The 18,329-nt window shown below is 73.2% G+C and carries 20 protein-coding genes; 14 read left to right on the top strand and 6 right to left on the bottom strand.

The features are described 5' to 3' along the window. Positions 1-69: 69 nt before the first annotated feature. The 7 genes from ACZ6IM_RS16610 to ACZ6IM_RS16580 all read left to right on the top strand — a co-directional run bounded on the left by ACZ6IM_RS16610 (position 70) and on the right by ACZ6IM_RS16580 (position 7,991). Complete coding sequence (locus tag ACZ6IM_RS16610; protein ID WP_469557178.1) at positions 70-1,353, top strand: PucR family transcriptional regulator; 1,284 nt, start codon at positions 70-72, stop codon at positions 1,351-1,353. Positions 1,354-2,087: 734 nt separating this feature from the next. Beyond that, positions 2,088-2,879: an ABC transporter ATP-binding protein gene (locus ACZ6IM_RS16605; protein ID WP_052841144.1), complete on the top strand. Its 792-nt coding sequence runs from the start codon at positions 2,088-2,090 to the stop codon at positions 2,877-2,879. Beyond that, positions 2,876-3,682, top strand: coding sequence for an ABC transporter ATP-binding protein (locus ACZ6IM_RS16600; protein ID WP_469557175.1), 807 nt, complete (start codon positions 2,876-2,878; stop codon positions 3,680-3,682). The genes ACZ6IM_RS16605 and ACZ6IM_RS16600 overlap by 4 nt, the downstream gene beginning before the upstream one ends. After that, positions 3,679-4,578, top strand: a complete 900-nt coding sequence (locus ACZ6IM_RS16595) for a branched-chain amino acid ABC transporter permease (protein WP_052841146.1) — start codon at positions 3,679-3,681, stop codon at positions 4,576-4,578. Before ACZ6IM_RS16600 ends, ACZ6IM_RS16595 begins: the two co-directional genes overlap by 4 nt. Then, complete coding sequence (locus ACZ6IM_RS16590; RefSeq protein WP_469557173.1) at positions 4,571-5,749, top strand: branched-chain amino acid ABC transporter permease; 1,179 nt, start codon at positions 4,571-4,573, stop codon at positions 5,747-5,749. Before ACZ6IM_RS16595 ends, ACZ6IM_RS16590 begins: the two co-directional genes overlap by 8 nt. Continuing rightward, positions 5,746-7,026 (top strand): ABC transporter substrate-binding protein, encoded by a 1,281-nt coding sequence (locus ACZ6IM_RS16585; protein ID WP_469557171.1) that lies wholly within the window; start codon positions 5,746-5,748, stop codon positions 7,024-7,026. Before ACZ6IM_RS16590 ends, ACZ6IM_RS16585 begins: the two co-directional genes overlap by 4 nt. Before the next feature lie 146 nt (positions 7,027-7,172). Then, a complete protein-coding gene (locus ACZ6IM_RS16580) occupies positions 7,173-7,991 on the top strand; it encodes an SAM-dependent methyltransferase (RefSeq protein WP_052841149.1) in 819 nt (272 codons plus the stop codon). 81 nt (positions 7,992-8,072) lie between these two features. On the opposite strand, the gene ACZ6IM_RS16575 is transcribed toward ACZ6IM_RS16580, so the two are convergent. Further along, entirely contained in the window at positions 8,073-8,993 is a 921-nt protein-coding gene (locus tag ACZ6IM_RS16575) for a helix-turn-helix domain-containing protein (protein ID WP_052841150.1), read from the bottom strand. A 161-nt stretch (positions 8,994-9,154) separates the two neighbouring features. Then, positions 9,155-9,382 (bottom strand): DUF397 domain-containing protein, encoded by a 228-nt coding sequence (locus ACZ6IM_RS16570; protein WP_052841151.1) that lies wholly within the window; start codon positions 9,380-9,382, stop codon positions 9,155-9,157. A 180-nt stretch (positions 9,383-9,562) separates the two neighbouring features. Between ACZ6IM_RS16570 and ACZ6IM_RS16565 the strand changes: the two genes are divergently transcribed. From ACZ6IM_RS16565 to ACZ6IM_RS16550, 4 genes are all read left to right on the top strand, one after another. After that, positions 9,563-10,048 (top strand): ATP-binding protein, encoded by a 486-nt coding sequence (locus tag ACZ6IM_RS16565; RefSeq protein ID WP_052841152.1) that lies wholly within the window; start codon positions 9,563-9,565, stop codon positions 10,046-10,048. A gap of 28 nt (positions 10,049-10,076) precedes the next feature. Then, on the top strand, positions 10,077-10,622 hold the full coding sequence (locus ACZ6IM_RS16560) for a hypothetical protein (RefSeq protein ID WP_052841153.1): 546 nt from the start codon (positions 10,077-10,079) through the stop codon (positions 10,620-10,622). A 162-nt stretch (positions 10,623-10,784) separates the two neighbouring features. Beyond that, the gene (locus ACZ6IM_RS16555; protein WP_052841154.1) at positions 10,785-12,554 is read left to right on the top strand and encodes an ABC transporter ATP-binding protein; all 1,770 of its coding nucleotides are present in this window, start codon (positions 10,785-10,787) and stop codon (positions 12,552-12,554) included. Between the two features lie 134 nt (positions 12,555-12,688). Then, the gene (locus tag ACZ6IM_RS16550; protein ID WP_052841155.1) at positions 12,689-12,952 is read left to right on the top strand and encodes a DUF5133 domain-containing protein; all 264 of its coding nucleotides are present in this window, start codon (positions 12,689-12,691) and stop codon (positions 12,950-12,952) included. 81 nt (positions 12,953-13,033) lie between these two features. Here ACZ6IM_RS16550 and ACZ6IM_RS16545 read toward each other — a convergent pair whose 3' ends face one another. After that, positions 13,034-14,002, bottom strand: coding sequence for a GlxA family transcriptional regulator (locus tag ACZ6IM_RS16545; RefSeq protein ID WP_469557167.1), 969 nt, complete (start codon positions 14,000-14,002; stop codon positions 13,034-13,036). Positions 14,003-14,201: 199 nt separating this feature from the next. Between ACZ6IM_RS16545 and ACZ6IM_RS16540 the strand changes: the two genes are divergently transcribed. Continuing rightward, positions 14,202-14,693, top strand: a complete 492-nt coding sequence (locus ACZ6IM_RS16540; RefSeq protein ID WP_052841156.1) for a hypothetical protein — start codon at positions 14,202-14,204, stop codon at positions 14,691-14,693. Between the two features lie 108 nt (positions 14,694-14,801). Beyond that, positions 14,802-15,017, top strand: a complete 216-nt coding sequence (locus tag ACZ6IM_RS16535) for a hypothetical protein (protein ID WP_469557165.1) — start codon at positions 14,802-14,804, stop codon at positions 15,015-15,017. 15 nt (positions 15,018-15,032) lie between these two features. On the opposite strand, the gene tgmB is transcribed toward ACZ6IM_RS16535, so the two are convergent. From tgmB to ACZ6IM_RS16520, 3 genes are all read right to left on the bottom strand, one after another. Next, the gene (tgmB, locus tag ACZ6IM_RS16530; RefSeq protein ID WP_469557163.1) at positions 15,033-16,019 is read right to left on the bottom strand and encodes an ATP-grasp ribosomal peptide maturase; all 987 of its coding nucleotides are present in this window, start codon (positions 16,017-16,019) and stop codon (positions 15,033-15,035) included. A 16-nt stretch (positions 16,020-16,035) separates the two neighbouring features. Then, on the bottom strand, positions 16,036-16,227 hold the full coding sequence (gene tgmA, locus ACZ6IM_RS16525) for a putative ATP-grasp-modified RiPP (protein ID WP_003978169.1): 192 nt from the start codon (positions 16,225-16,227) through the stop codon (positions 16,036-16,038). Between the two features lie 119 nt (positions 16,228-16,346). Beyond that, positions 16,347-16,667: a YkvA family protein gene (locus tag ACZ6IM_RS16520; protein ID WP_052841396.1), complete on the bottom strand. Its 321-nt coding sequence runs from the start codon at positions 16,665-16,667 to the stop codon at positions 16,347-16,349. 203 nt (positions 16,668-16,870) lie between these two features. Here ACZ6IM_RS16520 and ACZ6IM_RS16515 point away from each other — a divergent pair, with 203 nt between their 5' ends. Further along, positions 16,871-18,313 carry a hypothetical protein gene (locus tag ACZ6IM_RS16515; protein WP_469557161.1) on the top strand — a complete coding sequence of 481 codons (1,443 nt, stop codon included), beginning with the start codon at positions 16,871-16,873 and terminating at the stop codon, positions 18,311-18,313. The last annotated feature ends 16 nt before the right edge of the window (positions 18,314-18,329 follow it).

Here is an 18,329-nt window from a genome sequence, read left to right as displayed (position 1 = left end):
GGACCGGCGCGTCGGGACGGCCCGTCGCGGCGCGGCGCCTCCACCAGCCCTGCCCCGGGGAGGACCGCGATGCAGCACGCCGTACGGTCACGAGCAGCGATCCGCACCGGGCTGACGCCCGTTCCACGCCCGCGGACACCGGGCGTCACGTCGTTGATCGACGCCGACGCCCTGCGGGTCCTGCACCGGGCCGCCCGTGCCCTGCTCGACGACCTTCCCGACCTGACCGACCGGCTGATGGCCCTGCTGCGGGAGCAGGAGCCCGCCTACCGGGCCACCCTCGCGAAGGACCCCGCCGCCACCTGGCAGGAGGCCCACCGCTCGCTGCGGCACAGCGTGGCCTCCCTGCTCGATCCGCGCGGCGCCCGGGACGCGGCCCGCCGCTGCTCCTGGCGGATCGGCGCCTCCCGCGCCGAGCAGGGGCTCCCGCTGGACGCCCTGCTGCACGCCTTCCGCCTGGGCGGCTCGCTGGTGTGGCAGCGGCTGGTCGAGGAGACGTCCAGGGCCGCCCCGGAGGACGTGCGGCTCCTCGTGCACGTGGCCGCCGACGTGTGGAACTTCGTCGACGAGCACTGCACCCTCGTCGCGGACGCCTACCGGCAGACCGAGTGGCAGATCGGCCGGCGCCGCGAGAACCGGGCCCGGCTGCTGGCGGCCGGCCTGCTCGACGGCACCGGCCGCATCGCCGACCTGCCCGAGGCCGCCCGGATCCTCGGCCTCCCCGAACAGGGCCGGTACGTCGTCGTCGCCGTCACCGGCGGACCACCGGCCCGGTCCGGGGCCGTCCGCGCCGCCGCCGTGCCGCCCGGGAGCCAGGTCCACTGGCACGCCGGGGCGGAGGCCGACTACGGCATCGTCCTGGTCGGCGCCCGCGAGGGGCTCCCGGACCCGCACGAGCCGACAACCGCGCCCCCCGCCCCCGTACCGGGGCTCCGGATCGGGGTCGGCAGCCCGGTCGAGGGCCTCGCCGCCGTCGGGGACGCCCGCAGGCTCGCGGACACCGCCCTGGCCATCTGCCCGGTGGCGGGCGGAACCGTGCGACTGGCCGACCACCTCCCGGCCGCACTGGTCGTCTCCAGCCCCGAGCTGGGCCGGGCCCTCGCCGAGAAGGTGCTCGGCCCCCTGCTCCGCCTGGAGCCCGCCGACCGCGAGGTGCTCCTCGACACCCTCACCACCTGGCTCGACTGCGACGGTTCGGCCCAGCGTGCCGGTGAGCGCCTCTACTGCCACCGCAACACGGTCCTCAACCGCCTCCGCCGTTGTGAACAGCTCACCGGCCGCTCCCTGGCCCGCCCGGCCGACGTCGTCGAGTTCAGCCTGGCCCTGACGGCCCGACGGGTCCTGCACGACTGATCCGGGGCGATCCCCCGGAAGCCCCGGAAGCCCAGTGGGGGCCGGCAGGCCCGCAGCCCCGGAGGCGCGGAGCGTCTGGTCCGCTCCCTCGACTTCCTCGCGGCCCAGCAGGCGGACGACGGCGGCGGGCCGGTGCGCCGGCGCCGGTGGGCGCCCGTCCCGGCCCCGGCGGCCCGCGCCCGGGTGGCGGGGAGGTCCCGGTGTCCGGCGGCCGCCGCGCCGCTCGGCGGCGGCTCGGGGCTTCGGGGGCGCTGCCGCCCCACACCTGGCTGACGGACGCCCGGGTGCGGCGGGGGGCCCGTCGCGGCCGTCGGCTGCGGCTGCCGAGGGCGGGCGCGGCCCGCCACGGCACCGGCGATCCGCACGCCGATGCCGTACCGGTCGTCGAGGCCGGCGCACCCCGGCGGGACCGCCGTGATCCCGGCGCCCCACGTACCCTCCGGGCGTTCCTGAGGACCGGCCGCCTGCACAGGCCACTCCGGAGCCCCCGGCCACCTCTGACACCGTGGGCACCCCGGGCACTCCAAGCCGCACCGTCGGTGCGGGCGGCGGGTGCTGCCCCGCCACCGCCCTTGGCGGGTCCCCTGGGCATCCGCACAGACTCGCGCTCCCCGGACTGGGACACCGCAGCGACCCTGCCCGGGGTCCCTGTACGGCCCCCGGTGCCCGTGTTGTCGTGAGCTCCCCCCTTCACCCGTCACCGTGCCGTTCCGGCCCGGTCCCAAGGAGCCGCGATGCCCGCAGCACCACCGGACGGCGCGCCCGCGCTGCACGTCGAGAGCCTCGACGTGACGTACGGGCGCGCACTGTCCGCCCTCCGCTCCGTGTCCCTGACCGTCCCGCACGGCGCCGTCGTCGCCCTGCTCGGAGCCAACGGCGCTGGCAAGACGACACTGCTGCGGGCCGTCTCGGGCACCCTGCGCCTGCACCGCGGCGCGATCACGGCCGGCCGGGTCCGCTACGGCGACACGGTCCTGGACGGCCGGGACCCGGTCGCCGCCGTACGCGCCGGAGTCGTCCAGGTGCCCGAGGGCAGGCGGGTGTTCGCCGGACTCACCGTCGACGAGAACCTGCGAGCCGGCGGACTCGGCCTCAACCGGCGGGCCCCTGCCCAGGTCCGCGAGGCCAGGGAACGCGTCTTCACCCTGTTCCCGCGGCTCGCCGAGCGCACCCGCCAGGCCGCCGGTCTGCTGTCCGGCGGGGAGCAGCAGATGCTGGCCATCGGCCGCGCACTGATGGCCGCCCCGCGTCTCCTCCTCCTCGACGAGCCCTCGCTCGGGCTCGCCCCCATGATGGTCGAGCGCATCGCCGAGGTCGTCCGCGAGATCAACGCCCAGGGCACCGCCGTCCTCCTCGTCGAACAGAACGCCGGCATGGCGCTCTCGCTCGCCGGACAGGCCCATGTCCTGGAGGTCGGCGAGATCCGGCTGTCCGGCGACGCCGCCGACCTCGCGCGGACGGACGCCGTACGCCGTCTCTACCTGGGCGAGACCGGCGACGACACCGAAGGCAAGGGGGCCGCGTGACCACCCCCTCCGCGCCCGCCGCCGCACCGCCGACGCTGGACGTGCGGGGCGTGACCGTGCGCTTCGCCGGTCTCCTCGCCCTCGACGACGTCTCCTTCACCGTCGCCCCCGGCACCGTGCACGCCGTCATCGGCCCCAACGGCGCCGGCAAGTCCACCTGCTTCAACGTCCTGTCCGGCCTGTACCGCCCCACCGCCGGTTCCGTACGGCTCGGCGCCGCGGAACTGACCCGGCTCGCCCCGCACCGGATCGCCTCCCTGGGCGTCGCCCGCACCTTCCAGAACATCGTCACCACCCAGGGCACCGTCGCCGACAACCTCATGCTCGGCCGGCACGCCCTGTCCCGCGCCGGTTTCGCCGCCAGCGCCCTGCGCCTGCCGCGCGCCGTGCGCGAACAGCGCGAGCACCTCGCCAAGGCCCGCGAGATCGCCGAACTCACCGGCCTCGGCGCCCACTTCGACTCACCCGTCGCGCTGCTGTCGTACGGCGACCGCAAACGCGTCGAACTCGCCCGCGCCCTCTGTCTGGAGCCCCGTGTACTGCTGCTCGACGAACCCGTGGCCGGCATGAACGCCGCCGAACGCATCCGCATGACCGAGGTCGTCCGGGAGGTCCGCGCCGAACTCGGCCTCTCCGTCGTGCTGGTGGAGCACGACATGGGCCTGGTCATGCGGCTCGCCGACGAGGTCACCGTCCTCGACTTCGGCCGGGCCATCGCCCACGGCACTCCCGACGAGGTCCGGGCGGACCCCGAGGTGCTCCGCGCCTACCTCGGCACCACGACGGGGGAGGACGCGGCATGACCGGCTTCCTCGACAGTCTCTTCAACGGCCTGGCACTGGGCTCCGTGTACGCCCTGATCGCCCTCGGCTTCGTCACCATCTTCAAGGCCTCCGGCGTCCTGAGCTTCACCCACGGGTCGCTGCTGCTGCTCGGCGGGTACCTCGTCGCCGTCCTCCACGACGACATCGGCTTCGCCGGCGCGCTGGCCGTCGCGGTCCTGGTGACGGCGGCCGTGGCCGGGGTGCTGGACCGGCTGGTGCTGCAACGCGTCGGCGGGAGCGACCCGCACGCCGCCCACGTCCAGACCATCGTGACCATCGGCATCGACATCGTCCTGGTCACCGACCTCGCCCGGCGCATCGGCGGCGACCTGCTGCCGCTCGGCGACCCCTGGGGCGACGCCGTGACCGACCTGGGGCCGGTGACCGTGGCCGACAGCCGCGTCGCCGCAATCATGGTGTCCGCCGTCGCCATCGGCGGCGCCTTCGCCCTCTTCCGGTTCACACCCTGGGGCCTGTCGCTGCGCGCGGCGGCCGAGGACCGCGAGGCCGCCGCGCTCATGGGCGTACGGCTCACCCGCGTACGCACCGTCGCCTGGTGCCTGGCCGGCGCCCTCGCCGCACTCGCCGCCGTCTTCCTGGTCGCCTTCCCGGCGCCCGGCCTGGAGCGCACCACCGGGCAGATCGCGCTGAAGGCATTCCCGGCCGCCATCCTCGGCGGCATGACCTCCCCGGTCGGCGCCCTGGTCGGCAGCATGCTGATCGGACTCACCGAGGCCTTCGTCGCCGGCTACCAGTCCGACCTGCACGTCCTCGGCGAGGGCTTCGGCGACGTCGCGCCGTACGCCGTGATGGTGCTCGTCCTGCTGGTGCGCCCCGCCGGACTCTTCGCGGCCAAGGGAGCGGCCCGTGTCTGACCTGCGACCCCTCCTCCTCCGGCGCGGCCCGCTCCTGCTGACCGCACTGCTCCTGTGCGCCCTGCCCTTCTACCTGGACGCCTTCTGGCTGCGCATCGGTCTGTTCTCCATGGCCGCGGCGATCGGCGCGGTCGGGCTCGGCCTGCTCAGCGGCACCGCAGGACAGCTCTCCCTCGGGCACGCCTTCTTCCTCGCCGTCGGCGCCTACGGCTACGTCTGGCTGGCGGGCGAGCCGGGGCCCGGACTGCCGCCCGCCGTCGCCGCCGTCCTCGCCGTACTCCTCGCCGGAGCGGCGGGCGGGCTGTTCAGCCCCGTCGCCGGACGAGTGAAGGGCATCTACCTGGGCGTCGCCACGCTCGCCCTGGTCTTCCTCGGCCACCACCTCCTGCTCACCGCGGACTCCGTCACCGGCGGCTTCAACGGCCGTTCGGTGCCGCCGCTGGAGCTGGGCGGTTTCACCTTCGCCGAGTCGGACCCCGAACTGACCGTCCTGGGCGTGCCGTTCGGCGCCGAGGAACGACTCTGGTACCTGGGTCTCGTCCTGTTCGCCGTCACCTGGTTCACCGCGCGCGGACTGCTGCGCGGCCGTCCCGGACGCGCCCTGGTGGCGCTGCGCGACAGCGAGACCGCGGCGTCCGTGATGGGGGTGCACGTGGCCCGGTACCGCTCGGCCGCGTTCGTCGTCTCGTCGATGTACGCGGGCCTGGCCGGCGTCCTGCTCGCCCTCTCCTTCCGCCGCGTGGTGCCCGACTACTTCTCCCTGGCCCTCTCCGTCGACTACCTCGCCATGATCGTCATCGGCGGCCTCGGCTCGGTGGCCGGAGCCACCGCCGGTGCCGTCTTCGTCACCGCGCTGCCCCTGCTGATGACCCGCTACGCCGACCAGTTGCCCCTGGTGGCGGCGCCCGGGTCCGGCGGCGGTTCCATCGGCCCGACCGAGGCGTCCCGTTACCTCTACGGCGCGGCGATCGTCGTGATCCTCCTCTACGCCCCCGACGGCCTGCACGGACTGGCCCGCCGCACCCGGGCCCGCCTGCGCCGCCGCCCACCCGTCACCGGCCCGCCCGGAACCGGGCCCTCGCCCGGTCCCACCCACGCCGGTCCCGGCACCGCCTCCGACACCACCGACACCACCGACACCACCGCACGAGCCAAGGAGCACACCCCGTGAACGTCACGCACCCCAGGCCCCGCACCGCCCGGACCGCCGCCCTGGCCGCGGCACTGGCCGCCGTGCTGCTCGCGGGCACCGCCTGCAGCTCCAAGGCGGACGGCGGGAGCGCCGACGACGCCGCCGACGGCGTCAAGTCCGGCCCCGGAGTCACCGAGAAGACCATCAGACTCGGCGCGCTGACCGACCTCACCGGCCCCTACGCCACGCTCGGCAAGAGCATCGTGCAGGCCCAGCAGATGTGGGCCGACGAGACCAACGCCGCGGGCGGCATCTGCGGACGCCAGGTGGAGATCGTCGTCAAGGACCACGGCTACGACGTGCAGAAGGCGGTCACCGCCTACGCCGACATCGCCCCGGACGTCGTCGCCCTGCCCCAGGTCATCGGCTCGCCGGTGGTCGCCGCCCTGCTCGACGACATCGAGCGGGACCACCTGCTGACCTTCCCGCAGGCCTGGGCGGCCAGTCTGCTCGGCCGGGACTCCGTCCAGGTCCTCGGCACCACCTACGACCTCGACATGATCGCCGCCGTCGACTTCCTCACCCGCACCAAGAAGATCGCCAAGGGCGACACCATCGGTCACGTCTACTTCGAGGGCGACTACGGCTCCAACGCGCTGGAGGGCTCCGAGTGGGCCGCCGAGCAGGCGGGGATGAAGGTCGCCGGGCAGAAGATCAAGGCCACCGACACCGACCTGACCGCGCAGGTGTCCGCCCTGAGCAAGGCCGGGGTGAAGGCGATCCTGACCAGCGCGGGCCCCGCCCAGACCGCCTCCCTGGCCGGCGTGGCCGCCGCCCGCGGTCTGAAGGTGCCGATCGTCAGCAGCGCGCCCGGCTACGCGCCGCAGTTGCTCAAGACGCCCGCGGCGGCGGCGCTGGAAGCCATGGTCCACGTCGTCAGCGCCGCACCGGCGGTCAGCTCCGACCTGCCGGGTGTCAAGAAGATGGTCGCCTCCTACAAGAAGGCGTACCCGGGCGAGCCCGTCGACTCCGGAGTGCTCTCCGGATACAACGCCGCCCAGCTGACGGGCGCGGACCTGAAGAAGGCCTGCGAGGGCGGGAGCCTCGCCCGTCAGGACGTGGTCAAGGCGCACCGTTCGCAGAAGAACGCCGACACCGGACTCGGTACCCCGCAGGACTTCACCCTCGTGACCGCCCCGGCCAGCCGGTCCACCTACGTGCTGAAGCCCGACGCCAAGGCGGTGGGCGGCCTGGTCGGCGTGGAGGAGGCCCACGAGGCGCCCGGAGTGGACGCGTACCTGGCCGGGCGCGGCTGATCGGTCGAGTGGCCGTCAACTGGTCTGGGGGACAACGGATTTGACGGCCACTTGATCCGGCCTATGGTTTGGCTGACCACTAGGTCTTTAGGATGTACTGTCTGTCATGCCAGTCCAGTTGGCGCCGGTACGGAGCTGGGGGAACGATGCAAGCCGACAAGCAGCTGTCCACGGAGATCGACGCCAACGTGCCCACAGCGGCACGTATGTACGATTTCTACCTGGGCGGCAAGGACAACTACGCGGCCGACCGCGAGGCCGTGGGCGAACTCGACAAGGTCGTCCCCAGTACGCGTCGGCTGGCGCTGAACAACCGCCGTTTCCTCCAGCGGGTCGTCCGGGTCCTCGCCGAGGACTACGGCATCCGTCAGTTCCTCGACCACGGCTCCGGCCTGCCCACGCAGGACAACGTGCACCAGGTCGCCCAGCGCGTCGCACCCGAGTCGCGCGTCGTCTACGTCGACAACGACCCGATGGTGCTGGTCCACGGCCGGGCTCTGCTCGACCAGAACGACCAGACCGCCGTGATCCACGCCGACATGCGTGCCACCGAGGAGATCTTCTCCCACCCGGACACCCAGCGTCTGATCGACTTCTCGCAGCCGGTCGCCGTCCTGTTCAACTCGGTGTTCCACTGCATCCCGGACAGCGACACCGACGGACCCAAGGCGGTCGTCCGCCGGGTGACCGAGCGGCTGGTGCCCGGAAGTTTCGCCGTGATGTGCCAGCTGGTCAGCGAGGACGCCGAGGTGCGGAAGTTCGTCACGGACTTCATGGACCAGGCGACGCAGGGCCACTGGGGCCGGGTGCGTGAGCCCAAGGACGTCGAGGCCCTCTTCGAGGGCATGGACATCCTGGAACCGGGTCTGGTGGAGGTCTCCACCTGGCGTCCGGACACCGAGGTGGCGCCGCGTCAGCTCACCGACGAGTGGATCGAGTTCGGCGGACTGGGCCGTCTGCGCTGACCGCGGACGAGCCGAGCCGGGCTCCGCACGACGGAGGAGGGGGCCACGCGCGGTGCGCGTGGCCCCCTCCTCCGTCGTGCGCTACTTCGCGGGATAGCGCGCCGCCATCGTCTCGCGCAGCCGCTCCAGCGACTCGCGCGGAGTCAGCGCCTCGTCGGCCAGCCGGTCCAGCGCGACCCGGTACTGCTCGGTCTCGTCCCGGTCCTCCAGGAAGTTGGCGCTGCCGATGTGCTCCAGGTAGACCACGTCCGGCAGGTCGGTGCCGCCGAAACGCAAGTAGGTGACGGGGATCGCCGGCGCCGACGCGTTCGTCACGTCCAGCGGCACGATCTGCAGCGTCACATGGGGCCGCTTCGCCATCGTGACCAGGTGCTCGAGCTGCTCGCGCATGACCTCACGGCTGCCCAGCACGCGCAGCAGGACGGACTCGTCGACGATCGCCCACAGCTGCGGCGCGTCCTTGCGCTCCAGCAACGCCGCCCGGTGCTTGCGCAGTTCGACGCGGCGCCGGACCTCGCTCGCGGGGGCGTTGGGCAGACCGCGCTCGACCACGGCCTCCGTGTACGCCTCGGTCTGCAGCAGGCCGGGAACGTACTGGATCTCGAAGGTACGGATGGTCGCCGCGGCCTCCTGGAGGCCCACCAGGCGGTCGAACCACTCGGGCATCAGGCGCTTGTCGTACCGCTGCCACCAGCCCGGTTCGCCCGCGCGCTGCAGCAGTTTGAGGAGGACCGAGGCTTCGTAGGCATCGGTGCCGTACCGATCGAGCAGCGCACGGACGTCCTTCTCCGAAGGGGGCCTGCGGCCCTTGCCCGACTCGATGCGCGAGAGCTTCGCGGCGCTGAAGCCCAGCTCGCGTGCCGCCTGGTCCTGGGAGAGGCCGGCGTCCTCGCGGAAACCCGCCAGCTGCACGCCGACGAGCATCTTCAGCAGGGTCGGAGCCGGCTCGGCCCGGTCCAGATAGGGTTCGAGACGGGAGATGCGATGCGACGCGGCGGACATCCTGGCTCCCAGCAGACCGGCAGACTTGAAGGAAAGACTATCTCATCCCTTCGGCGCCCGCCGCATCCGCCTGAAGAAATCGGGTAGTTGGGCTCCGCTTCCGGACCGACGCGCCGTCGCGCCGTTCGCGCCCCCCCGGGCGGCCGCCGCGCCGCCCCGGCCTACAGCAGGTGGTCGAACTCGCCCTCCTTCGCCCCCGCCAGGAACGCGGCCACCTCAGCCGGGGTGTAGACGAGCGCGGGGCCGTCGGGGTAGCGGGAGTTGCGCATCGCGATGCCTCCGTCCACGAGGGCGACCTCGACGCAGTTGCCCTCGGCGTTGCTGTGCCGACTCTTCTTCCAGCAGGCGTCCAACAGGCTGGCCTGCACTCCGTTGCGCACTGGTGGCACCGCGGTCTCCTTGCTGTTCGGGGGAGCGGACCGAAGCGTGCCGGTCCCCGAGCGCCCCCATCCGATTTTTTTCGCGCAATTTCTCGTGCAATTGCACGCGAGCGCTCTAAGCGTGGATAATAGCCGTGGCGTCAACCCCTCGGTCGATGCCCCGTTCTGACGTCGCATCAGGGAGATGCTGTGCCGTCACCTGCGCATTCAACGCTCCGGTCGCCCGGCGAATCCGTCTCGGTGGCAGGCGCGGCGACCCGCTTCGGAGGGCCCGCCGTGCTGCGCGTCGCGTGCAGCGGGGAGGGGTTCGCCCGGGCCCGGGTCTTCACGCGGGACACACTGCGCGGCTGGTCGCTCGACCACCGCGGTGACGACGCGGTCCTGGTGGTCACCGAACTCGTCTCCAACGCCGTGACGCACGCGGTGCCGTCGGCGGCGGCCGGTGTTCCGGAGATCAGGCTCGGACTGGCCCTGGGCCCCGGCGACCTGACGCTGAGCGTCTCCGACCCCGGGGACGACCTGCCCGTGTTCCACCCGTCCGACGCCTCCTCGCTCCGGGAGCACGGACGCGGCCTGTGCATCGTCGACGCCCTCGCGAAGGAGTGGGGCTGGACCCCGCGCCCGCCGGCGGGCAAGACGGTCTGGGCCACGTTGTCGACCTGCCCCCTCACCTGACCCGACTGCCGCGGAAGGGCCCCACACCATGCGCAGCGCTCCGACACCCGAGCCGAGCATCCAGCGCACCGACCGTCACACGTCGCCCGGCTCCCCCCGCACCACCACTCTGCTCGCGGGACTCGACGGGGTGCCCTGGAGCGACATCCAGGACTCCACCGGTTCGGCGGCGGCCATCCCCCGGCTGCTGCGCAAGGTCGCCCGGGGCGACGCCGAAACCGCCCGCGCCGCCCTCGGCGACCTGCGCAAGCGCATCTGCCAGTACGGTTTCGTCGTCGAGCAGGCGACCGCCGCGACCGTCCCCTTCCTGTGGGAGCTGGCGCAGCGGCCCCAGGTGAGCTGCCGGGCGCAGATCATCCAACTGCTCAAGAACATCGCCGACGCCCGGCAGTGGGAGACCACCGCCACCGCCTACCCCAAGCTGCTCAACCACCGTGAGAACCCGGTGGCCTGGGAGCGCGCGGCGCGGCAGGCGGTCCGCGCCCGGCGGGACGGCCTGGAACGGCTGATGGCCGAGGACGACACCGAGATCACCCGCGCCACCACCGAACTCGCCCGCACTCTCGGGGACTGAGCCCCGCGCACGCCCGGAGACCGGGGCCCGCGCCCTCCACGGGGGAGAAGGCGCGGGTTCCCTTCCAAGGCGCGGAACGGTGTGGCGCACTCCCGGCCGAGCGGGTAGGAAAGCGCGGGAAGCAAGCGCTTGCCCCACTCGGTCACCAGGAGGACCACGCCGATGGCGTCGTCGATGGAAAAGCCGCTCGATCACCGCTACCGGGGCGAACACCCGATACGCACCCTCGTCTACCTGTTCCGCGCCGACCGCCGCCGACTGGCCGGCGCGGTCGCCGTCTTCACCGTCAAGCACAGCCCCATCTGGCTGCTGCCCCTGATCACCGCCGCCATCATCGACACCGTCGTCCAGCACGGGCCCATCTCCGACCTGTGGACCAGCACCGGGATCATCATGTTCATCCTGGTGGTCAACTACCCGCTCCACCTGCTGTACGTGCGCCTCCTGTACGGCAGTGTGCGCCGCATGGGCACCGCGCTCCGCTCGGCGCTGTGCACGCGCATGCAGCAGCTCTCCATCGGCTACCACTCACGGGTGAGCGCGGGCGTCCTTCAGGCCAAGGTCGTCCGGGACGTGGAGACGGTGGAACAGATGGTGCAGCAGACCGCCGAGACCGGGCTCGGCGCGTTCACCGTCCTCACCGGCGGCCTGGTCATCATCGCCGTGCGCACCCCGGAGTTCCTGCCGGTCTTCCTCGTCGTCGTCCCCGCCGCCTCCCTGCTGGTGGCCCGGCTCCGCGCCCGGCTGCGCACCCACAACGAGCACTTCCGCCACGAGGTCGAGACCCTGTCCTCGCGGGTCACGGAGATGACCCGGCTCATCCCGGTCACCCGTGCCCACGGCCTGGAGGGCAAGGCGCTGCGCCGCATGGACGGCACCCTGGACCGGCTGCTGACCTCCGGCATGCGCCTCGACCTGGTCAACGGCCGCTTCGGCTCGCTGTCCTGGGTGGTGCTCAACGTGGTCGGCGTCCTGGTGCTGGCGGGCGCCGCGCTGGTCTCGTACTACGACGTCTGGGGAGTCACCGCCGGCGACGTGGTCATGCTCAGCGCCTTCCTGACCACCCTCACCAACTCCACGACCACATTGGCGGGCCTGGCGCCGGTCATCACCAAGGGCCTGGAGTCCGTCCGTTCGGTCGGCGAGGTGCTCCAGGCCCCCGAACTGGAGGACAACGAGGGCAAGACGGAGCTGACCTCGCTGCGCGGAGCTGTCACCTTCGAGGGTGTCGAGCACCTCTACGACAGCGACGGGCGCCCCGCGGTCAGCGACTTCACCCTCTCCGTCGAACCGGGCGAGACCATCGCCCTGGTGGGCGCGTCCGGCGCCGGGAAGTCCACCGTGCTCAACCTGGTGATCGGCTTCCTGAGGCCGACCTCGGGACGGCTGCTGCTGGACGGCATCGACATGAACACCCTCGACCTGCGCACGTACCGGCGTTTCGTCTCGGTGGTGCCCCAGGAGTCGATCCTGTTCGACGGCACGATCCGGGAGAACGTCGCCTACGGCATGGACGACGCCGACGAGGAGACCGTGCGCGGCGCCCTGCGCGACGCCAACGCCCTGGAGTTCGTCGACCGGTTGCCGCGGGGCCTGGACACCCTCGTCGGGGAGCACGGGGCGCGGCTGTCCGGCGGGCAGCGCCAGCGCCTGGCCATCGCCCGCGCCCTGATCCGCGACCCCCGGGTGCTGATCCTCGACGAGGCCACCTCCGCGCTGGACACCCGCTCCGAGGCGCTGGTCCAGCAGGCGCTGGCCCGGCTGCTGCGCGGGCGCACCACGTTCGTCGTGGCGCACCGGCTGTCCACGGTGCGGGGCGCTGACCGGATCGTGGTGATGGGCGACGGCCGGATCCAGGAGACCGGTACCCACGAGGAACTGCTGGCCGGGGGAGGCGCGTACAGCGCCCTGCACAGCGGCCAGGTCGCCTGACCGGACGCCGGAACTCCTCGTGACGGCCGGGGTGGTTCCGACGGATTCTCGTCAACTGCGCTCGGCGGGAAAAAGGATGTGATTGCTCCCGCCGGGGCCGGGCATACGTAGCGCAACCGAGAGAGGGGCGTTTCGTGCTTGAACCGGACCCGAAGGTCGTCAGGGAGTTGCTGACGCGGTACGCGTCGCTGAGGATCGCTCACGCCGAGCGGCCGCGGCCGACGACGGCACGGGAGCTGGCCGACGTCAGCTACACACTGTGCGTGATGACGGCGACCACCAGCGTCCACGACGCCGTCGCGAAGGCGGACGCACTGCTGCTCGCCAAGGGACAGGTGTCACCACAGGCACACCCGGTGGACGCCAACGGCGAGAACGGCCTGTCGCTGGCCGTGTGACACCACCGCCGGGGCCCGCGTCGTGGAGCGGACGGTCCGGTCACGCCCGTCCGCGACGCGGGACGTTGCGAAACGCGGGACCTATGGGCGGCCCGACGCGGCGGAGGACTTGGCCCGGAACGCCGCGCGGTAGGCGTACGGAGTGGTTCCGACCACCCGGCGGAACCGTTCCCGGAGGGCCGTGGGCGAACCGAAGCCGGCCTGGCGGGCGATCCGTTCGATCGAGTGGTCCCCGCTCTCCAGCAGGTACTGGGCACGCCGCACCCGCGCCCGCAGCAGCCACTGCAACGGAGTGGTGCCCGTCTGCTCGCGGAACCGACGGCTGAACGTACGCTCGCTCATCCCCGAGCGCGCCGCCATCGTGCCCAGGGTGACCTCCTCGGCCAGGTTGTCCTCGATCCACTCCAGGAGTGGCTCCAGATCGGAGCCCCGCGGCAGCGGCGGATGCTCGTGCACGATGAACTGGGCCTGTCCGCCCTCTCGTTCCAGCGGCACGACACACATCCGGGCCGTGTGCGCGGCGACCGCCGACCCCAGGTCCCGGCGGATCATGTGCAGACACATGTCCAGACCGGCGGCGGCACCCGCCGAGGTGAGGATCTGCCCGTTGTCGACGTAGAGCACATCCGGTCGGACATCCACGCGCGGATGCCGGCGGGCCAGTTCGGCCGCGGCGATCCAGTGGGTGGTGGCCCGCAGCCCGTCCAGCAGCCCGGCCTCCGCGAGGACGAACGCGCCCACGCACACCGACGCGATCCGGGTACCCGCGCCGGCCGCCCGACGCAGCGCGTCGAGGACACGGTCGGAGGGCGGGCCGTGTTCCTCGGAGCGGCCCGGAACGATGATCGTGTCCGCGGTCTCGAGCGCCTCCAGCCCCCGCTCGATCCGGAGGGCGAGGCCCTCGGTGCGCACCTCTGCCGACTCCGCGCACAGGCCGACCCGGTAGGGGCTGCGTCCGTCGGGCAGCCGCGCCCAGTCGAACGCCTGCATGGGTGCCGCCATGTCGAACGGCACCACGTCGTCGAGGACCAGGATCGCCACCGAGTGCATGCGCGCCACCATAGGCGCGTTCCCGCCGGTCGCAGAAGCCCTCCGCGGAACTCGGGTGACGTGCGTCTTCCCTGGTGGAGGCGCTGGCGGGATTCCGTTGAAAGCTGTCGTTCCAGCCTCTGTGCGAGCGCTCGCCGTCTTCCTACCTTGGTTCTCGATCACCGCCTTGCCCGACCCTGCCTCCCGGGAGCCCCGACCGATGTCCAAGTTCCTGCTGTCCCTTCACGTCCTGGCGGCCATCCTCGCCGTCGGGCCCGTCACCGTCGCGGCCAGCATGTTCCCGGCGGCCGCCCGCCGGGTGCCGGTGGCCGCGTCCGTCGGGGGAGGGGGCGCGGGTGCGGGGGACGCAGGGGAGGTGCGTACCGTCCGGCTGCTGCACCGGATCTGCCGGGTCTACGCCGGTCTCGGCATCGCGGTGCCGGTCCTCGGCTTCGCCACCGCCGCCTCGATGGGGGTCCTGTCGGACGCCTGGCTGATCGCGTCCGTCACCCTCACCGCCGTCGCCGCCGGGCTGCTGGCCGCCTTCGTCCTGCCGCGCCAGGAGGAACTCCTGGAGCAACTGGCCGAGGGGCAGCCCGTCGAACGGGCCCGCACGGTCCGGCTCGCCATGTTCACCGGCTTGTTCAACCTGCTGTGGGCCAGCGTGACCATTCTCATGATCGTGCGGCCCGGCTCCACGACCGGCGCCTGAGGGGTCGTTCACATCCTCGCGGAATGCGCACCACCACGTGAACGGGCGCCTAGACTGCTCAGTCGCGCCTCCGTACGGAGGCGGACGACACGAAAGGCACGTTGACGGGTGTTCCAGGATTCCCCCATCTACGACCGACTCGTCGCCGAACGCGGTGACGTCCCCGAGCAGGTGCGGCGGGACGCCGAGCGTGTGAGCAGGGAGCTGGAGGTGGTCATGCGTCCGTTGCGCGCCTCCGGGCACCTGCCGGGCGCCGAGCGCCGGCCGTCCCCCGGCGCCGGCTGGCAGCGCACCGCCCTGCTGCCCGGCCCGCGCCCGCACTGACCGGCGCACCGGACCTCACCCGGCCGCCGCCGTGCCGGGACCGTCCGCTTCCCTCGCGTCCTCGGCGCCGGGCCGGGCCAGCCACTCGGCGATGGTGCGGGCGATCGGCTGGCCGGTGTCCACCTCGACGAAGCCGAACTGCCCCGACTGGTTGCACTCCAGGAACCACCAGGTGCCGTCGCCGTCCTCCGCGAAGTCCAGGGCCCCGTAGGCCAGCCCGGCCGCCCGGAGATAGGCACGCACCTGCTCGGCGACGCGGGGCGGCACCTCGGCCGGCCGCCACGATTCGGCCGACGCGGCGAAACGGACGTCCACCTCGTCGGGGCCCAGGCTCGCCGGCGCCGTCTTCCGGGCGGCCAGCAACTCCTCGCCGACGACGGTCAGCCGTATGTCGGCACGCTTGGCGACCCGGCGTTGCAGCAGCGTCGGGCCGTGCGCGACGGCGGAGAAGTCGGCCCCGGGCGGGACCCGGCTGGTCGGCACCGCCAGCGGCGGATCCTGTGGATGGGCGCCCGAGACGGGCTTGACCACCAGATCCGGGTAGCGCTCGGCGAACTCGCGCGCCGCCCGCGGAAACGTCGTGATCAGCGTCGCGGGGACGGGCAGCCCGCACCGCTGGGCGAGACGCAGCTGCCAGGGCTTGTACCTGGCCCGGTGCGCGGCGTCGGGCTGGTTCATCCAGCGCGCCTCCGAGCCGCGGAGCATGCCGTACAGCGCCTGGCCGGCCTCCTCGGTCAGCCACGCGGACGGCTCGGCGGCCCGCGTGGCCGCGGCCCCCGGCCTGCGCACCCAGACGGACCGCAGCCCGCCGATGCTCACCAGGCGGCCCCCCGAGGACAGATGGCCCCGGAAGGAGCCGTGCACGAACTCGCCGGACAGCGCGACGGAGTCGGTGAGGTCGGCGGGGTCCAGGCGGACCACCGGTACCCCCGACGCGTTCAGGTGCACCACCACCATGTCCGCGGTGACGTCCTCTTCACTGGTCAGGATCAACACGGTCATCCTCGACGACCCGTGTTCAGTCGTCGAAGTGAGTCTTCGACCCCGCGGTGGAGGTCGTGGTCCCCAGTTCTCTCAGCAGCGCGTGGTCGCAGGCGGCCACCCGCCCGTCGAGGAGCACGTTCAACTGCAGCCCGGAGTCGTAGACGTACGGAGTGGTGGCTTCCAACTCCACTGCGGGCCGTGCGTAGTTGAGCGCGAACGGTTGCATCGTCTCTCCCTAGTCGGTGCTGCGCCGATCAGGCGACGATCCCTGTGCGCCGTCACCTGGTCCGCCGACTTCCTTCGGCTTCCAGAGACTTATACGAATCGAACGGGTGATTGGTTTCCTTACGCTGCGTAGTCACCGGGCGGGCCGGTGCCCCGCCGCCCGTCCGCCGGGCCGCGCCGCCCGCCGATCGAGCCGCGCGCCGAGCGCAGGGCCAGGAGCAGCACACCGATGTCGTCCAGGTAGACCGGATCGGGCAACAGGTCCGCCGGGAGCACCAGATAGAGGACGGCCCCCCAGAAGACCCAGCGCGGTCCCGTGGGCAGGCCGGCCCGCCTGAGGTCCCGCCGGGTGCGGACCAGACGCACCAGGACGGCGAGAGCCGCCGCGAGGACCAGCGCCGCGAGCAGCACCACCACGACGATCACTGTGGTCGTATCCACGGACCCCTCCTTCGGCGCGCGGTACACGCCTCCCTCCCCGGATGCCCGCTCGCGGTCGCGGCAAGACCCGGTGAGGGGGTCTCTCATCCCTGTGGCCCACCGGAGTGGCACGGCGCGATGGACCTGCCTAGTAATGGCAGCACACAGCGCGAGTCGCATGTCGGGGACGCAGGGCGGCCGCACCCCCACCACACGGAGAGATCATGACCACCGGCTCCTCATCACCCCGCTCGCCCGAGTACGCCATATCCGCCCTGGACCTGCCCACCGGGGAGACGACCACGACCACCGGCACGGCGCGACCGCCGGGCGCGGAACCCGCGGCCCGGACGTCCGCCGGCCGGCCCTCGCCCGAGCAGGAGGGCGACATCTGGGACGTCGACTTCGACGACGCCGACCTCCCCGAACTCGATCCCGACCCCGACCTCCCCGCCCCCGACGCGGAGACCGCCCCCGACGCCGACTCGTACGCGGACGCCGATGCCGCCGACGGTGCGGCGCACGCGTACGGCGATCCCGTCGGCGACCTGGTGCGCGCCGCCGTCGCCGACCGGCCGCTGGACGAGGTCGTCGACCTGATCACGACGCTGGAACGGTCACCGCAGTACGCGCAGGCCACGATCGACGCGCTCCGCGCCGTCGGCGTGAACCGGTCCGTCGAGGACGTCACCCGGCTGGTCGGCCTGCTGACCCGGCCGCCGCGACAGTCCGACAGCGCGGACGAGGCGATCCGGGCCGCGGCGGAGTGCCGCTCCGTGGAGGACGTGACCCGGCTGATGGCGCTGCTGCACCGCACGCCGCTGGAACCGCACTGCGGGCAGGAGGCCGTGCGTGCCGCCGCCACCGGCCGGCCCGTGGAGGAACTGGTCGAACTCATCGGCCGGCTCGCCGAGAACGGACACCTGGGCCCGGAGCGGCCCGACGCCCGGCGGTCGCGGGCGGCCCACGACGCGGCCGGCGAGCACGAGGGACGCGAGCCCGCCGCCCGGTCGGCGGGACGCACCGGCGACGCCGACGGACCGGACCGGCGCGGCCGTGAACGCCGCAGGCCGCCGCACCCGTTCCGCCGGGGCCGCGACCGCGACGAGTCCCGCGCGGCGCGCGACCGCGACGAGTCCCGCGCGGCGCGCGACCGCCGGGGGCCCCGTGCGGAGCGCCGGGCGGAATCCGGTGCTGCGCGCGACGGCGGCACGGCCCGTGCGGCGCGCGACCGCGCGGCGCGGCGGGCGGCCCGCGGTCCGGCCTGGCTGACCGTCGCGGTGCTGGCCGGGTGCGGCGTGGCCTACTTCCCGCTGCACCGCGGCGACGCCTCCGCGCAGGCCTACGGGGTGGCACTCGGCCTTTCGGCGCTCTGCCTGGTGCTGGCCCTGCTGCTGACCGTACGTCCTGCCGTACCGCTGCTCGCCGTAGCGGTCGTGGGACCGGCGGCGCTGGCCGCGGCCAAGCTCTACGGCAGCGCCACCCCCGCGGCGCGGGTGTCCCCGGTCACGGACCTGACGCTGGCACCGGTCTGGGTCGCGGTCGGCGTGGCAGTGGTCGCCTCGCTCGTCGCGCTGACGGCGCTGTGCGTGCGGGTGGCCTCGCAGGACTCCCGGCGCCGGCCGGCCCGCTCCGTGGCCGTGCCGGGCCGTACCGCCGCGGACTGACCGGCGCCGCCCTCTC

It is taken from the genome of Streptomyces sp. NPDC042336 (genome assembly GCF_055581985.1).
The sequence above is the reverse complement of the archived record's forward strand: the minus strand, read 5'-3'. Positions and strand labels throughout refer to the sequence as shown.

Coding starts and splice junctions, on each gene's coding strand:
- ACZ6IM_RS16580 (WP_052841149.1), top strand. CDS start 7,173: ATGCAAGCCGACAAGCAGCTGTCCACGGAGATCGACGCCAACGTGCCC.
- ACZ6IM_RS16575 (WP_052841150.1), bottom strand. CDS start 8,993: ATGTCCGCCGCGTCGCATCGCATCTCCCGTCTCGAACCCTATCTGGAC.
- ACZ6IM_RS16555 (WP_052841154.1), top strand. CDS start 10,785: ATGGCGTCGTCGATGGAAAAGCCGCTCGATCACCGCTACCGGGGCGAA.
- ACZ6IM_RS16595 (WP_052841146.1), top strand. CDS start 3,679: ATGACCGGCTTCCTCGACAGTCTCTTCAACGGCCTGGCACTGGGCTCC.
- ACZ6IM_RS16610 (WP_469557178.1), top strand. CDS start 70: ATGCAGCACGCCGTACGGTCACGAGCAGCGATCCGCACCGGGCTGACG.
- ACZ6IM_RS16605 (WP_052841144.1), top strand. CDS start 2,088: ATGCCCGCAGCACCACCGGACGGCGCGCCCGCGCTGCACGTCGAGAGC.
- ACZ6IM_RS16560 (WP_052841153.1), top strand. CDS start 10,077: ATGCGCAGCGCTCCGACACCCGAGCCGAGCATCCAGCGCACCGACCGT.
- ACZ6IM_RS16545 (WP_469557167.1), bottom strand. CDS start 14,002: ATGCACTCGGTGGCGATCCTGGTCCTCGACGACGTGGTGCCGTTCGAC.
- ACZ6IM_RS16515 (WP_469557161.1), top strand. CDS start 16,871: ATGACCACCGGCTCCTCATCACCCCGCTCGCCCGAGTACGCCATATCC.
- ACZ6IM_RS16540 (WP_052841156.1), top strand. CDS start 14,202: ATGTCCAAGTTCCTGCTGTCCCTTCACGTCCTGGCGGCCATCCTCGCC.
- tgmB (WP_469557163.1), bottom strand. CDS start 16,019: ATGACCGTGTTGATCCTGACCAGTGAAGAGGACGTCACCGCGGACATG.
- tgmA (WP_003978169.1), bottom strand. CDS start 16,227: ATGCAACCGTTCGCGCTCAACTACGCACGGCCCGCAGTGGAGTTGGAA.